The sequence below is a fragment of the Geodermatophilus sp. SYSU D00815 genome (assembly GCF_054050035.1).
Window position 1 is genome coordinate 1 of sequence record NZ_JBJGYO010000047.1, and the last position, 14,327, is coordinate 14,327.

The window sequence follows — 14,327 nt, forward strand, 5'->3', positions numbered from 1 at the left end:
TGGAAGTTCTGGGAGTTGTGTTGATGCGGGCCCTGGTGGCGGAGGGGGGCCTGGTGGGGTGTCGGGGCGGGCCGCGCCGCCGCCGGCGCCGGCGCGGCGTACTGCGGCTCCGGCTCCGTGTACTGCGGCTCCGGGGCGGCGCGGGCCTGCTGGCTCGCCCACCGGTTGGCCTGGCGCCGGGAGACGCGGTTGGACACGGCCGTGGCGGTACCGGCCACGACGGCGGTGCGGGCCATCCCGCGGAGCAGTCCGGGCATGTCGGGTCTCCCGTCCGGAGGAAGGGGCTCACGCGCCGATGCGCGCGTCGGTGTGCCGGAAGGCGGCGATGAGCAGGAGCAGACCGAAGGCGGCGACCTGCGCGCCGAGGACCAGCGAGAGGACCAGGACCGTGGCCGCCGGCCAGGCGATCGCCACCACGCCGACGAGCAGGTTGACCGCGCCGGCCAGGAGCAGCCAGCCCCAGCCGTCGACCTCCCGTCGCCCGACCACCGCCAGCCCGACCCGCGCGGCGCCGTGGACGACGAGCGACAGCCCGGTGATCAGGGCCAGCGTCCACAGCGTGACCCCCGGCCAGACGACGGCGAGCACGCCGCCGACCACCAGGACGCCGCCCAGCAGGAGGGTGGCCCCGCGGTGACCGGTGGACCGGTCGACGGCGAACTCCAGCAGCCCGCCGACCACGAGGGAGATGCCGACCAGCCACGCGAGGCTGCGCGCCGCGGCCGCCGGGTCGAACAGCAGGACGACCCCGACGACCAGCGCCGCGAGACCGAGCAACCCGACGGCCACGCGCAGGCCACCGCTCCTGCTCGGGGCGGCTCCGGCGTAGGGGCTGGAGACGTTCGCGGTCATGTTCGGGTCCTCCCCGCACGGATGAGCTCGTTCGACGAGACTCGCGCCCGGACCGACCGGCGACCTCACCCCCTGCGGATGACGCGGCGCGCGGCCCGCACCGACACGGTCGGGGCATGAGCCGGTCCCTCCGCACCGCGGCCACCACCGTCGCGCTCGCCCTGGCGGTCCTCGGGCCGGCCGCCTGCTCCTCGGGCTCGGACGACGGCACCGTGTCGGCGACCTCGAGCGCGTCGGCGTCGTCGTCTTCCCGGGGTTCGCAGACCTCCTCGTCCGCCGACGTCTGCGCGGAGGCGGACGACATGCGCGCCTCGCTCAGCGCGCTCGGCGACGTGCAGGTCGTGCAGAACGGGCTCAGCTCGCTGCAGTCGGCGTGGACGACGGTCCAGGACGCCTGGTCGTCGTTCACGGGCGCGCTCGGGGACCAGTTCTCCTCCCAGGTCGACACGGTCCGGTCCGACGCCGACGCCGTGCAGTCGGCGATCTCCGCGGCGGGTTCGGACCCGTCGGCCTCCTCGCTCTCCGCCGCGGCCACCGCCGTCGGCACCTTCCTCCAAAGCGCCGACGGACTCGTGGACGAGGTGAGCTCGACGTGCTGACGACGACCCCGGTGATCCCGGCCCCGCGGACCGCACCCCCCACGACGCCCAGGGAGCGGCACGCGGCGGGCAAGGCGCTGCGCGCCGCCGTCCCGCTCGAGGCGCACGCCGAGGTGGGGCGGACGGCGTCGGTGGACGCGCTCGCGCTGCTCGAGGAGCAGGCCACCGACCGGCTCCCCGAGCTCGGTCCGATCCGCTACGGCCGCATGCTGCAGTCGCCCTTCGCGTTCTACCGCGGCGCCGCCCGGGTCATGGCCGCCGACCTCGCCGGTGCGCCGCGGTCGGGCCTGACCGCCCAGATGTGCGGCGACGCCCACGTGTCCAACTTCGGGCTCTTCGGCTCCCCCGAACGCCGGCTGGTCTTCGACGCCAACGACTTCGACGAGACGCTGCCCGGCCCGTTCGAGCACGACGTCAAGCGGCTGGTCGCCAGCCTGGTCGTCGCCGCGCGGCAGAAGGGCCTCGGAAAGAAGCAGCGGCGGGCGATCGCCGTCGCCGCCGGGGCGCGCTACCGGACCGCGATGGCCGAGTTCGCCGCCGCCCGGGAGATCGACGTCTGGTACTCGCGCGTCGACGCCGACGAGCTGCTCACCGAGCTCTCGCCGCAGCTGGACCCCGGCCCGCGCAAGCGGCTGGCGCGGGCGCTGGCCCGGGCGCGCACGCGCGACACGCTGCAGGCGTTCGGCAAGCTCACCGAGGTCGTCGACGGGCAGCTGCGGATCCGCCCCGAGGCGCCGCTGGTCGTGCCGCTGCGCGACCTGGTCGACGACGCCGAGTTCCAGCGGTTCGCCGAGTCGTTCCGCGACCTGGTCCGGCAGTACCGCGGGTCGCTGCAGGCCGACCGGCGCACCCTGCTCGAGCGGTACGCGTTCGTCGACATGGCGCGCAAGGTGGTCGGGGTGGGCAGCGTCGGCACCCGTTGCTGGGTGATCCTGCTCGTCGGCCGGGACCAGGACGACCCCCTGCTGCTGCAGGTCAAGGAGGCCGGTCCCTCGGTGCACGCCGAGTTCGTGGGCAGGAGCCGCTACAGCAACCAGGGGCAGCGGGTGGTGGCCGGCCAGCGCCTGATGCAGCAGGCCAGCGACATCTTCCTCGGCTGGCAGCGGAGCACCGGGATCGACGGGGTCGCGCGCGACTTCTACGTCCGGCAGCTGCGGGACTGGAAGGGGTCGATCGAGATCGAGGAGCTGCGCCCGCAGGGCCTGCTGCGCTACGGCGAGCTGTGCGGCTGGTGCCTGGCCCGCGCCCACGCGCGCTCCGGCGACCGGATCGCGATCGCCGGCTACCTCGGCACCTCCTCGGCGTTCGAGCACGCGGTGGCCGACTTCGGCGAGGCCTACGCCGACGTCAACGACGACGACCACCGCCGGCTCGCCGACGCGGCCGCGGCGGGCCGGGTCCGGGCCCGGTCCGACCTCTGAGCCGGCCGGGGAGCCGGTCCGTGGACGGGCCCCACCGGCGCTCGCTGGTCCTCGGCCTGGTCCGGGCCGCGGGGACCACCGCCGCGCTGCTGGTCCTCTACTCCGCCCTGCCGCTGGACCGCGACTTCAGCGTCGGGACGCTCGCCGCGCTCGCAGCCGGCGTGGTCGTCCTCGGCCTGCTGGTCGGCTGGCAGGCGCGCGCGATCCTGCGCTCCCAGCATCCCGCGCTGCGCGCGGTGGAGGCGACCGCGCTGACCCTCCCGCTGTTCCTCCTCCTCTTCGCCGCCGCGTACGTGGTGCTCTCCAGCACCGACCCGGCCGCCTTCACCGAGCCGGTCGACCGGACCGACGGCGTCTACTTCGTGGTCACCGTCTTCGCGACGGTGGGTTTCGGCGACATCGCCCCGGTCAGCCAGGTGGCGCGGCTGCTCACGACCGCGCAGATGATCGGCGACCTGGTGCTCATCGGCCTGGTCCTCAAGGTCTTCCTGGCCGCCGTGGACCACGCCCGGCGGCAGCGCGCCGAGCACGCCCCCTGAGGGGTCACACGCCGAGCAGCCGGCCCTTCTCGCGGTGGAACTCCTCGTCGGTGAGGACGCCGGCGTCCCGGGCGGCGCCCAGCCGGACGAGCAGGTCGAGCCGGCCGTTGAGCGTGGAGATCGCCTCCGGCGTCAGCGCCGCCGGCACCAGCGGCTCCGCCGCGTGCTGCGCCGCGCCGGCCCCGCCGACGCCCGCGGGCACGAGCACGCCGTCGACGGCCGGCCGCGGTGCCGGGACCAGCGGCGCGGGACCGGGAGGCTCCGCCGGGGCCGGCTCCGGCGCGCGGCCGACCAGCCAGGCGAGCGCGCCGAGGTAGAGGGCGACCAGGGCCACGATCCAGATCAGCACCGACAGGGTCGGCGACGGCCAGAAGAGCAGGACGACGGCGCCGACGGCGATGCCGAGCCAGCGCGCGGACCGCTCGTGCTCGCGGGCGAACCCACCCGCCCGCTCGGTCCGCGCCGGCAGCTCCAGGCCGGCGGCGAACGCCCTCGTGCCGGCGGCGACGCGGCGGGTCCACGGCTCGGCGGGAGGCTCGGCGCCGTCGGCGGCCGCCTGCGCCGGCCGCCGCTCCTCCCGCCGCTGCTGCAGCTGGGCGCGCGTCGCCGCGGCGCCGCGCCGCACGGCCGCGACGACCCCGAGCCGTCCCCAGGCGAGGGTCAGCACGAGCACGAGCAGGACGGCGCCGAGCAGCCAGAGGGTCCACGAGCGCAGGCTCGCCGCGAGCACGTCGTAGACGGCACCGACGGCGTCGCGGTTCTCCGGGCGGGCCGCGACGACCACCCGCCCCCGCGCCACCCGCAGCGCGATCAGGAGCAGCAGCAGGAGCACCGTCGTCGTCACGGCCCAGGCCCGCAGCGTCCCCCGGCGGTGCCGGGAGACCGCGAGCGCGCCCACCAGGCCGACCAGCGCGAGCAGGCCGAGCCACCACCACACCGACTCCAGCAGGTCGACCGCGTCGTAGACCTGCGGGGCCTCCGCGGAGGTCAGGAGCGTCACGCCGACGTCGTCGGGCAGCAGGTCGAGGACCTGACCGGCGATGCCGTCCTGCAGCGACTCCGGCACCCGCTCCTTGGCCTGGCCCAGCGTGAACTGCACCGGCTCGCCGTTGACCAGCTGGGTCTGCGCCGAGGTCAGCGCGGCCGCGGTGAGCGGGCGGAACGGGTCCTCCGAGAGCAGCCGCTGCACCCCGGCCGACACCAGCGAGGCGATGCCCTCCTCCACGGTCCCCTGGAACCGCTGGAGGCGGTCGGGCAGCGCCGCGACGGCGTCGTCGATCGCGTCCCGCACCTCCTGGACCCCCATGACGGTCGCGGTCACCTGCTCGGTGATCCGGGCCTCGACGGCCGGGAGGTCGAGCGTCGTCCCGACGGTGGCGACGAAGACCTGCGTGTTGATCACGTGCCGGCGCGTCCAGAGGGACGTGCTCGCCAGCAGCACGGCGAGCGCGCTCACCAGGACGAGCACCCCGGTCGCGAATCGGCGCATGCCACCACGGTCACCGCCGGGGCGGACCGGGTTCATCACCCCCGGGGGACGATGTGCCCGCCACCGGCCGCCGCGAGCGTCGCCGCATGACCCAGACCGTTCCGCTCGAGACCGAGATCGCCGATCACGGGATGATCGGCGACCTGCAGACCGCCGCGCTCGTCACCACCGACGGGTCGATCGACTGGTTCTGCTGTCCCCGCTTCGACTCCCCCAGCGTGTTCGGCGCCCTGCTCGACGACGAGCGCGGCGGGCGGTTCCGGATCCGCCCGTCCGGGACCGCGTACACCTCCAAGCAGATGTACCTCCCCGACACGGCCGTCCTCGTCACCCGGTTCTTCACCTCGGAGGGCATGGGCCAGGTGGTCGACTTCATGCCCCCGGCCGGGGCCGCCGCGACGGACACCCACCGGATCGTGCGCATCCTCGACTGCGTCCGCGGCCGGATGGCCTTCGAGGTCGAGCTGTCCCCCCGGTTCGACTACGGCCGGCAGCGGCACCAGGTGGACATCACCGACCACGGCGCCGTGTTCTCCGCGAACGGGCAGCGGCTGACCTTCCACGTCGTCCGCGAGCCGGACGACGCCCGGGTGGGCACGGGGCAGCTGACCGACGGCGACGCGCACATCCGCGTCGAGCTGACCGCGGGCCAGTCCCGCGGCGTCGTGCTCGAGTCGGCCGCCGAGGGACCGCCGCTTGAGATCCGCTTCGCCGAGGTGAAGGACCTCCTCGACCGCACCGTCGCCTTCTGGCGGTCGTGGGTCGGCCGCTCCGCCTACGTCGGCCGCTGGCGGGAGGACGTCCAGCGCTCGGCGATCACGCTCAAGCTGATGACCTACGCGCCCACCGGCGGCATCGTCGCCGCGCCGACGGCCGCGCTGCCCGAGCAGGTCGGCGGCGAGCGCAACTGGGACTACCGCTACACCTGGGTGCGCGACGCGTCGTTCTCGGTGCACGCCCTGCTGCGGCTGGGGATGGTCGAGGAGGCGGCGCAGTTCGGACGGTGGATGGGTGACCGGATCCGCGAGCGGCTGGACAGCGACAGCGGGCCGCTGAACATCATGTACCGGATCGACGGCTCCTCCGAGCTCAAGGAGGACGTGCTCGACCACTGGCGCGGCTACCGGGGCTCGGCGCCGGTGCGCGTCGGCAACGGCGCCGCCGAGCAGCTGCAGCTCGACATCTACGGCGAGGCGCTGGACAGCATGTGCTCCGCCGTCCGGGCCGGCCTGCCGCTGCCCGCCCAGGGCTGGACGGCGATCGGCCGGGTCCTCGACTGGCTCGCCGACAACTGGGACCAGCCCGAGGAGGGCATCTGGGAGACCCGCGGCGGCCGGCAGCCGTTCACCTACGGGCGGGTGATGAGCTGGGTGGCCTTCGACCGCGGCATCCGGCTGGCCACCGAGCACGGCCGGCCGGCACGGCTGGAGCGGTGGACCGGCGAGCGCGACCAGATCTACCGGCAGGTCATGGAGCGCGGCTTCCACCGCAGCCGGGGCGCGTTCGTCCAGCACTACGACACCGACGTCCTCGACGCGGCGCTGCTGCGCATGCCGACGGTCGGCTTCGTCGACGGCCGCGACCCGATGTGGGAGTCGACGCTGCGGGCGATGGACGGCGAGCTGGTCACCGACAGCCTCGTCTACCGCTACGACCCGGAGGCGTCCCCGGACGGCCTGCGCGGCTCGGAGGGCACGTTCTCCCTCTGCACGTTCGCCTACGTCGACGCGCTCACCCGCGCCGGCCGGACCGACGACGCCCGGACCGCCTTCGAGAAGATGCTCACCTACGGCAACCACGTGGGGTTGTACTCCGAGGAGATCGCCCTCACCGGTGAGCAGATCGGCAACTTCCCGCAGGCGTTCACGCACCTGGCCCTGATCGACGCCGCGGTCACCCTCGACGCCGCGCTCGACGGCCGCCCGCCGCGCTGACGACGGCGGGCGCATCGTCCCCCGGGGGTGACGACGGGCGGCGGCCGGCTTCCCAGGCTGGTCGCCGTCCGTCCCGCTCGCAGGAGGAACCCATGACGCAGACCGCCCCCGACTCCGCCCTCGGCCCCCTCGCCCAGGGCGATGCCCCCGTGATCGAGACCGTGCTCGCCATGAACCTCGACGCGCTGGAGCGCTCCGGCCTGGACCCGGAGACCTACGTGCTCGTGCGGCTGGCCGTGCTGGTCGCCCTCGACGCCCCGCCCGCCTCCTACGCGGTCAGCCTCGGCGCCGCGGCCGAGGCCGGCGTCACCGCCGAGCGGGCGCAGTCGGTGCTCGTCGCCATCGCCCCGCTGGTCGGCACCCCGCGCATCACCGCCGCGGCGGGCAACATCCTGCGCGCCCTCCTGGGCGTCGAGGCGCTGGCCGAGGCGATCCCCGAGCAGCGCACGTCCTGACCCGCCGAGCCGCCGGCCGACGCCGATCCGCCCGGGAGGAGCACCCATGACCAGGACCGGCGCCGGCAGCGGCGCGGCGGTGGCGACGGCGGGGGCCGTCGTCCTGCCGCTCGCCCTCGCGCAGTTCATCGCCAGCTACGCGGCGTCGAACATGAACGTCGCGATCAGCACGATCGCCGACGACCTCCGCACCGACGTCTCCGGGATCCAGACCACCATCACGCTGTTCACGCTGACGATGGCGGCGCTGATGATCCCGGGCAGCAAGCTCACCGACATCTGGGGCCGCAGGTTCTGCTTCATCCTCGGCCTGGTCGTCTACGGCGCCGGCGCGCTGCTGGCCGCGCTGGCGCAGGGCCTCGGGATGCTGACGATCGGCTACTCGCTGCTGGAGGGCATCGGGTCGGCGCTGCTCATCCCGCCCATCTACATCCTCATCACCGTCGTCTTCGACGACGTGAGGACCCGGGCCAAGTGGTTCGGCGTCGTGAGCGGCGCCGCCGGGCTCGGGTCGGCCGCGGGCCCGCTGATCGGCGGCCTGATCACCAGCTACGTCAGCTGGCGGGCGTCGTTCCTGCTGCAGGTGCTCGTCGTGGCCGCGATCGCGCTGCTGGCCCGCCGCATCGACGACCCGCCGCTGCCCGCGCAGCGGCCCCGCTTCGACCTGTTCGGCGCCGTCCTGTCGGCGGCCGGGCTGTTCCTGGTCGTGTACGGGGTCCTGCAGACCGGCACCGAGGGCTGGGGATCGGCCAGGGTGTGGATCCTGGTCGCGTCCGGCGGCCTGGTGCTGGGCCTGTTCTTCCTCTACGTCCAGACCCGCGAGCGGCGCGGCCGGACGCCGCTGGTGTCGCCCGCGCTGTTCCGCAACCGCACGTCGAACCTGGGCCTGCTCACCCAGACCGTGCAGTGGCTGGTCCTGCAGGGCGCGTTCTTCGTCATCTCGGTGTTCCTGCAGCAGGAGCGGGGCTACTCCGCCATCGAGACCGGCCTCATGCTCATCCCGGCCACGATCGGCATCCTGCTGTCGTCGGCCATGGCCCAGCGCATGGCCAGCCGGCACCCGCAGCGGCTGCTCATCCGGGCCGGCTTCACGCTGACCGTCGTCGGTCTCCTCCTGCTGCTGGTGCTCTCCCGCGAGCAGTCGGCCAACTGGACGTTCTGGCCCGGCCTGTTCCTCATGGGCTTCGGCGTGGGGGCAATGCTGACGGCGTCGGTCAACGTCGTGCAGTCGGCCTGGCCGGAGGGGGTCCAGGGCGACATCTCCGGCGTCTCCCGCAGCGTGAGCAACCTGGGGTCGTCGCTGGGCGTGGCCGTCGCCGGTTCCGTGCTCGTCGCCGCCGCGAGCGGCACCCCGTACGGCACCTCGCTCGTGGTGCTCGGCGGCTTCGCCCTGGTCGGGTGGGTCGCCGCGTTCCTGCTCCCCCACCAGCGGAGGCGGCAGCCCGCCTCCTGACGGGTTGCCGCCCGGCCCGCGGCGGGCGGAGGTGGGCTCGTCAGGGGAGGTGGGGCTCGTCAGGTGGGGACGTCGTCGTACGTGCCCGGCCCCGTCGTCCGCACCTCGATCAGGTCCAGCCCCAGGCTGCGCAGCCGCTGGAGCACCCCGTGCAGGCCCGGCTGGTCGGTCGGCTCGGTGCGCAGGATGGTCAGGGGCGGCTCCTCGCCGAGGTCCTCGGCGCCGATCTCGTCGAGGAGGTCGGCCGGGACGGGCCCGCGCACGCGCAGCTCGTACACCTGTCGTCCCATCGCGGCTGCTCCTTCCGCCGGGACACCGTCTGGCGGAGGCGTCGGATCCGGTGCCGAGCCTGCCGCCGGAGCGCACCCGGGGGCCTCCCCCTCGGGGGATGATGTGGCCTCTGGTCCGCGCCGCGACGGCGACGACCGTGGTCCGCGAGGCGCACCGGTGCGCCGGTGAGCGCAGGAGTGGGCCGCCACAGGGCCGGGGTGGGAGCCGCGCCGGCCGTGACGCGGTCAGCCCACGGGCTGCGCGCCGGCCCGCTCCTCGGCCTCGAGCGCGTCGAGGGCGGCCACGAGCGCCTGCACGGGGATGTGGCCGGCCCCCACGAGCCGCCCGCCGGAGCGGCGCAGCGCCGCGGCGAAGGGCCTGGCCCACGCGTTCTCGTACACCAGCACGCCGGCCGCCGTCCCCGGGTCCAGCGCGGCCGCCGCCTCGGCGATGTCGTCGGGACCGAGCAGCCCGGACGCCGCCCCGTCGAACAGCGCCGCCTCCAGCACCTGCATGCGCTCGAGGTCGACGTGGCTGAGCGTCGTGACGGTCCCGTCGTGGTCCTTGCGCAGGAAGGCGAGGTCGAGGATGCGGATGATGCCCCGGTCGACCAGGTCGACGAGGAGCGGCAGGGCCTCACCGGTCATGCGGTCGGTCGGGAAGGCCACGACGAGGTAGTCGACCGGCCCCATCTCGTCGAGGTCGGGGGCGTGCTGGAGGTCTGCGGTCATGGCGCTCACCGTCCCCCCGCGCCCGCCCCGCGCCCCTCACCCGGCCCGGACGATCCGCGCGGCCGACGCGCGAGGGTGCCCGCCCCGGACGGGGACGGGCACCCTCGGACGAGCGGTCAGCGGTAGTAGCCCTTGAGCTCCTTGCCGTGGACGACGATCGCGTAGATCACGACGACGTCGATCGTGATCATGATGACGGACCAGACCGGGTACGCGGCGAGGAACGCGAGGTTCACCAGCGCGCTCAGGAAGGCCACGATCACGCCGACGACCCGGGCGACCATGTTGCCGGCCAGGAGCCCCAGCCCGGCGAGGACGCCGACGACGCCGACGACGACGTGGACCCAGCCCCACGTGTTGTAGTCGACGTTCACCACGAGGCCCTCCCGGCCCACGAGGTAGAAGCCGTCGTCGAACAGGGCGACGAGGCCCTCGATGATCTGGAAGGCCCCGAGCATGATCAGCATGACGCCGGCGAACACCACCCAGCCGGCCCACGCCGTGGGGGCCGGGCCGTAGGGCTGGTCGACGTCGGAACTGCTGCGGTGCGAGGTGTCGGTCATCAGCTGTCCTCCTCGAACGGACCGGTGCGTGCCCGCGTGGTGGTGGTGATCGGCACTGTGCTGCGCCCGCGACCGCCCCGGCATCGTCCGCCGCGCATGATCGGGCTCCCCCGCACGGCGGGGTCGGGCGCCCGCCCTCAGCCGGCCGGCCGCGGGTCGGGCCGCGGCGGCCCGGCCCGGCGCAGGGGGACGACGCGGGCACCACCGGTCCCGGGATCGCCCTGCGGCTCGTGCCGGGCGGGGGCCGGCCGGCGGGGCGGCACGTCGTCGCACCGGCGGATCTCCAGCACCTCGACGTCCCGCGCGGTCAGCCGGTGGACGACCTCGGGGAGGTCGCGGTCGGCGGGTACGCGCAACCGGTACACCGTGCGGCGCGGCACGGCGGTGGGGCTCACGGGCACCCGGAACGTGGCGAGCGCGGCCGGCCCGACCACCGTCGCGACCCGGAGCTCGAACCGGACCCGTGTCCTCGCCATCGGCCCGCTCCCTCCGCCGCACCTCCACGACGGCACGACCCTGCCCGGCCCCGCGCCCCGGCCGCCTCCCCCACCGCGCATGAGAGGGGCCGGCGTCAGAGGATGCCGCGCTCCCTGGCCCGTCGGACGGCCTGGTTGCGCCGGGTCACCGCGAGCTTGCGCAGGATGCTGCGGATGTGCGTGCGGACCGTGTTCACCGAGATGAACATCGTCGCCGCGATCTCCGCGGTGGACAGCATCTCCGCGAGGTGGCGCAGCACCTCGAGCTCCCGCTCGCTGAGCTCCTGGACGACGTCGGGCGTCTCCTGCCGCGCGCGGTCGGCGCCCCGGGTCCGGGCCGCCCCGCCGGTCACGGCGGGGTTCAGCCACTCGCCGAGGCCGTGCAGCCGCGGGTGCGAGCGCAGCAGCACCCGCACCTGGGGCGGGGTGTCGAGGAACGGCCAGCGGAGCAGCTCCGGCCGCGCCAGGTCGAGCGCGTCGGCGAGCTCCTCGGCGGCGGCCGGCGCGCGCCCGGCCTCCATCAGCTGGCACGCGCGGACGACGAGGGAGTCGACCACCGCGGCCAGCGGGCCCGAGCGGTCCTCCGGCGCCGGCTCCCCGGCCGCCTCCCCCGAGAGCAGCTCCACCGTCGCCCGCAGGCGCCGTCCCCACGGCTCGTCCCCGCCCGCGTCGGCGAGGATCCGCAGCCCCTCGCGGACGTGGCCGCGGGCGACGGCGAGCCGGACCACCTCGGTGACCACCTGCTCCGCGACCCACCGCGGCAGCCGGGCCCCGCGCAGGTGCGGTTCCAGGCACGCGGCGGCCGGGTCGTACTCGTGCCGCAACCGCAGCAGCTGGCACTGCAGGACGGCCAGCAGCGGGTCGAGGACCACCGCCCCCGGGTCGGGCCTCCGGGCCCGTGCCCGCCCCAGCCACTCGCGCGCCTCCACCAGCGAGTACCGGCGCAGGTGCACCCAGGCCAGCGCGGTCGCCGCGGCCGGCTCGCGGTCGGGCTCGTCCCGGCCCTCCTCGGCGGCGAGCGCGTCGGCCTCCGCGGCGAGGTGCGCGGCGCGCTCGAGGTGCCCCTGCAGCGCCTCCAGCAGCGCCACGTGCGCGACGGCGCGGCCGCGCAGCTGCCGGGCCGAGGCCGTCGCGGCGGCGGCCGCCGCGGCGCGCAGCCCGGCGAGGACCTCCTCGGCGGCGGCGTCGGTGCGCAGCGCCGCGAACGCCCGCTGGCCGCTGATCAGCGCGAGGCACTCCCGGCGCTCCCGGCGGTCCGGGTCGGGCAGCAGCGCGACCAGCGCCGCGGCGGCGTCGGCCCGCGCGACCACGGCCGCCGGGTCGGTGTCCCCCCCGTCCTGCGCGAGGAGGCAGGTGAGCGCCGCCGACACGCGCAGGGCCGGCCGGTCGCCCCCGTCCCGCGCGGCGGCCGCGGCCCGCAGATCGGCCGGCCGGGGCGTCCGGCCGGCCGCCAGCGCGGTGGCCGTCCGGATGACCGCGGCCTCCGGTCCGGGGAAGGCGGCCGGCAGCGCCTGCAGCCCCCGCAGCGCGGGGTCGCCCCCGTGCGCCAGCACGCGCGTCACCTGGAGGTCGTCGACCAGGAGGTGGACGACGAACGCCCAGTCCTCCGCGGCCATCGCGTGCTCGACGGCCTCGGCGGAGCGGCCGGCCTCGGCGTACGCGGCGGCGCACGCCCGGTGGAGGCGGGCGACCTCCCCCGGGCGCTCGTAGGCCAGCTGCGCCTGCAGCATCTCGCGGAACAGGGGGTGGATGCGGAAGCCCCCGGGCGCCTCGGCCGACTGCTCGACGAAGGCGTTCGCGTGGGCCAGCCCCGTCAGGATGCGGCGGGCGTTGGGCCGCCCGCCGAGCCGGTCCACGAGGTCGGGCGTGAGCTCGTCGGTCACGCTGGTGCGCAGCAGGAAGCGGCGCACGCCGGCGGGCTGCCGCGCGAGCACCTCCGCGAACAGGTACTGGGCCACGCTGCCGTCGTCGCGCGCCAGCGACGTCACCAGGTGCTCGGCCGGCACGCCTTGTTTGAGCGGCGCGGCGGCGAGCCGGAGGCCCACCGCCCAGCCCTGCGTCTCCGCGCACAGGGCTCGGGCCACGGCCGGCGACACGGGGACGCCCATGGCGGCGAGGAGCTCGCGGGTCTCCTCCGCGGTGAAGGCCAGCTGGTCGCCGCGGACCTCCGACAGCGTGCCGGCCAGCCGGTAGCGGTGCAGCGGGAGCGGCGGGTCGGCCCGCCCGCAGATCACCAGCCGCAGCCGGCCGCCGGCGTGCTGCAGCAGCAGGTCCAGACCGGCGGCGATCGACCGGTCGGTGAGGTGGTCGGCGTCGTCCAGGACGAGGACCACCGGCTGCGACGCGGCGGCGAGGTCTGCCGCCAGCTGCGGCACGAGCCAGGCGGGGAGCGGTTCGCCGGGGACGAGATCCGGCGTCCGGAACAGGGGGACGCCGGCGTCGGCCAGCGCCCTGACGACGTAGCTCCAGAAGGTGGCCGGGTCGTCGTCGTACTCGTCCAGGGTGATCCAGCCGGCCGGCCAGCCGACGCCGCCGGCCCGCAGCCACGACGCGGCCAGGACGGTCTTGCCCGAACCGGCCGGGCCGCTGAGCAGCGTGAGGGAGGTGCGCTGCACGGCGCGGCTCAGCACCCCGAGCAGCCGCTCGCGCGGCACCGTGGCGTGCGCCAGGTCGGCGGGCTCCAGCTTCGAGGCCAGCAGCGCCGGCCCTCCGCGCCACGTCTCGGCGATCTCCCGGACCGGCTCCTCCCTCGCCGACAGCCTGGTCATGCGGTGCCCTCCAGGTCGCTTCCCCCGCGCCTTCTCGGACCTCGCGAAACGCTCCGGTTCCCGTAGGAGCCTGCCGAGCCGGGCGGCCCCGGGGTCAGAGGCGAAGGTCCTCCGGCCCGGCGGCGACGGACTCACCCCCCGCGGACGAGGGGAGCCCGGGCCGCGGCGGCGATCCTGACCGGTGGCGACCGATCGGGAGGCCCGGATGAACCTGCCAGCGCGGTGCGGCCCACCGTGGCCGTGAGCCCGGAGCAGCCGCAGGTCCGGCCGCTCGTCGCCGGGCGCCCGGACCCCACCCCCGTGGACGACGTCGTCGACGGCGCCCTCGCGGTCCTGGCCGTCGCCGCCGCGCTGGTGCGCTACGCGGCCGAGACCGCCGCACGCGGCCACCGGTCCCGCCTCCCCCGGCTCCCCTCGGTCCACGCGACGCTCGGCGGCCCGCTCGGCCGGGTGCTCGCGCACCCGGTGTCGGCGGCCGTCCGGGCGCTGTCGGCGGTCGCGGACGTGGCGGTGCCCGAGGTGACCCGGGCGGTCCTCTCCCGCCTCGACGTCACGGCGCTCGTCCGCGAGCACGTCGACCTCGACCGGCTGGCCGCGACGCTGGACGTGGACGCCGTCGTCGCCCGCGTCGACGTCCAGGGCATCGTCGACCGCGTCGACGTCCAGGGCATCGTCGACCGCGTCGACGTCCAGGGCATCGTCGACCGCGTCGACGTCCAGGGCATCGTCGACCGCGTCGACGTCCAGGGCATCGTCGACCGCGTCGACGTCCAGGGC

15 protein-coding genes are annotated in these 14,327 nt (G+C 75.8%); 7 read left to right on the forward strand and 8 right to left on the reverse strand.

Annotation, left to right across the window (positions count from 1 at the left end; translation table 11 throughout):
- On the reverse strand, positions 1-257 hold a 257-nt coding region (locus ACI78S_RS24440; protein ID WP_456977583.1), incomplete at its 3' end, for a hypothetical protein.
- A 28-nt stretch (positions 258-285) separates the two neighbouring features.
- Entirely contained in the window at positions 286-852 is a 567-nt protein-coding gene (locus tag ACI78S_RS24445; protein WP_456977584.1) for an HdeD family acid-resistance protein, read from the reverse strand.
- Between the two features lie 116 nt (positions 853-968).
- Here ACI78S_RS24445 and ACI78S_RS24450 point away from each other — a divergent pair, with 116 nt between their 5' ends.
- From ACI78S_RS24450 to ACI78S_RS24460, 3 genes are read left to right on the forward strand one after another with little or no spacing between them, the layout of a single operon-like run.
- On the forward strand, positions 969-1,451 hold the full coding sequence (locus ACI78S_RS24450; RefSeq protein WP_456977585.1) for a hypothetical protein: 483 nt from the start codon (positions 969-971) through the stop codon (positions 1,449-1,451).
- Positions 1,445-2,872 carry a DUF2252 domain-containing protein gene (locus ACI78S_RS24455; protein ID WP_456977586.1) on the forward strand — a complete coding sequence of 476 codons (1,428 nt, stop codon included), beginning with the start codon at positions 1,445-1,447 and terminating at the stop codon, positions 2,870-2,872. Before ACI78S_RS24450 ends, ACI78S_RS24455 begins: the two co-directional genes overlap by 7 nt.
- A gap of 20 nt (positions 2,873-2,892) precedes the next feature.
- Entirely contained in the window at positions 2,893-3,411 is a 519-nt protein-coding gene (locus ACI78S_RS24460; RefSeq protein ID WP_456977587.1) for a potassium channel family protein, read from the forward strand.
- A 4-nt stretch (positions 3,412-3,415) separates the two neighbouring features.
- Here the strand turns inward: ACI78S_RS24460 and ACI78S_RS24465 are convergent, their stop codons facing one another.
- Positions 3,416-4,900, reverse strand: coding sequence for an SHOCT domain-containing protein (locus ACI78S_RS24465; RefSeq protein WP_456977588.1), 1,485 nt, complete (start codon positions 4,898-4,900; stop codon positions 3,416-3,418).
- Between the two features lie 86 nt (positions 4,901-4,986).
- Between ACI78S_RS24465 and ACI78S_RS24470 the strand changes: the two genes are divergently transcribed.
- The 3 genes from ACI78S_RS24470 to ACI78S_RS24480 all read left to right on the forward strand — a co-directional run bounded on the left by ACI78S_RS24470 (position 4,987) and on the right by ACI78S_RS24480 (position 8,742).
- Entirely contained in the window at positions 4,987-6,834 is a 1,848-nt protein-coding gene (locus ACI78S_RS24470) for a glycoside hydrolase family 15 protein (RefSeq protein WP_456977589.1), read from the forward strand.
- Positions 6,835-6,926: 92 nt separating this feature from the next.
- The gene (locus ACI78S_RS24475; protein WP_456977590.1) at positions 6,927-7,289 is read left to right on the forward strand and encodes a carboxymuconolactone decarboxylase family protein; all 363 of its coding nucleotides are present in this window, start codon (positions 6,927-6,929) and stop codon (positions 7,287-7,289) included.
- A gap of 46 nt (positions 7,290-7,335) precedes the next feature.
- Positions 7,336-8,742, forward strand: coding sequence for an MFS transporter (locus tag ACI78S_RS24480; RefSeq protein WP_456977591.1), 1,407 nt, complete (start codon positions 7,336-7,338; stop codon positions 8,740-8,742).
- Between the two features lie 59 nt (positions 8,743-8,801).
- Here ACI78S_RS24480 and ACI78S_RS24485 read toward each other — a convergent pair whose 3' ends face one another.
- The 5 genes from ACI78S_RS24485 to ACI78S_RS24505 form a co-directional block, all read right to left on the reverse strand.
- On the reverse strand, positions 8,802-9,032 hold the full coding sequence (locus ACI78S_RS24485; protein WP_456977592.1) for a hypothetical protein: 231 nt from the start codon (positions 9,030-9,032) through the stop codon (positions 8,802-8,804).
- Between the two features lie 225 nt (positions 9,033-9,257).
- Complete coding sequence (locus ACI78S_RS24490) at positions 9,258-9,743, reverse strand: DUF6325 family protein (RefSeq protein WP_456977593.1); 486 nt, start codon at positions 9,741-9,743, stop codon at positions 9,258-9,260.
- Between the two features lie 116 nt (positions 9,744-9,859).
- Positions 9,860-10,306, reverse strand: coding sequence for a DUF7144 family membrane protein (locus ACI78S_RS24495; protein ID WP_456977594.1), 447 nt, complete (start codon positions 10,304-10,306; stop codon positions 9,860-9,862).
- A 137-nt stretch (positions 10,307-10,443) separates the two neighbouring features.
- Positions 10,444-10,782 (reverse strand): hypothetical protein, encoded by a 339-nt coding sequence (locus ACI78S_RS24500; protein ID WP_456977595.1) that lies wholly within the window; start codon positions 10,780-10,782, stop codon positions 10,444-10,446.
- Between the two features lie 95 nt (positions 10,783-10,877).
- Positions 10,878-13,550 (reverse strand): LuxR C-terminal-related transcriptional regulator, encoded by a 2,673-nt coding sequence (locus tag ACI78S_RS24505; protein WP_456977596.1) that lies wholly within the window; start codon positions 13,548-13,550, stop codon positions 10,878-10,880.
- Positions 13,551-13,790: 240 nt separating this feature from the next.
- Between ACI78S_RS24505 and ACI78S_RS24510 the strand changes: the two genes are divergently transcribed.
- Positions 13,791-14,327 (forward strand): hypothetical protein (locus tag ACI78S_RS24510; RefSeq protein WP_456977597.1); only part of this gene is annotated, 537 nt, incomplete at its 3' end.

Bases quoted from the DNA above. Each gene is read 5' to 3' on its own strand.
- ACI78S_RS24445 (WP_456977584.1), bottom strand. From the start codon at position 852: ATGACCGCGAACGTCTCCAGCCCCTACGCCGGAGCCGCCCCGAGCAGG.
- ACI78S_RS24450 (WP_456977585.1), top strand. From the start codon at position 969: ATGAGCCGGTCCCTCCGCACCGCGGCCACCACCGTCGCGCTCGCCCTG.
- ACI78S_RS24465 (WP_456977588.1), bottom strand. From the start codon at position 4,900: ATGCGCCGATTCGCGACCGGGGTGCTCGTCCTGGTGAGCGCGCTCGCC.
- ACI78S_RS24470 (WP_456977589.1), top strand. From the start codon at position 4,987: ATGACCCAGACCGTTCCGCTCGAGACCGAGATCGCCGATCACGGGATG.
- ACI78S_RS24475 (WP_456977590.1), top strand. From the start codon at position 6,927: ATGACGCAGACCGCCCCCGACTCCGCCCTCGGCCCCCTCGCCCAGGGC.
- ACI78S_RS24480 (WP_456977591.1), top strand. From the start codon at position 7,336: ATGACCAGGACCGGCGCCGGCAGCGGCGCGGCGGTGGCGACGGCGGGG.
- ACI78S_RS24485 (WP_456977592.1), bottom strand. From the start codon at position 9,032: ATGGGACGACAGGTGTACGAGCTGCGCGTGCGCGGGCCCGTCCCGGCC.
- ACI78S_RS24490 (WP_456977593.1), bottom strand. From the start codon at position 9,743: ATGACCGCAGACCTCCAGCACGCCCCCGACCTCGACGAGATGGGGCCG.
- ACI78S_RS24495 (WP_456977594.1), bottom strand. From the start codon at position 10,306: ATGACCGACACCTCGCACCGCAGCAGTTCCGACGTCGACCAGCCCTAC.
- ACI78S_RS24500 (WP_456977595.1), bottom strand. From the start codon at position 10,782: ATGGCGAGGACACGGGTCCGGTTCGAGCTCCGGGTCGCGACGGTGGTC.
- ACI78S_RS24505 (WP_456977596.1), bottom strand. From the start codon at position 13,550: ATGACCAGGCTGTCGGCGAGGGAGGAGCCGGTCCGGGAGATCGCCGAG.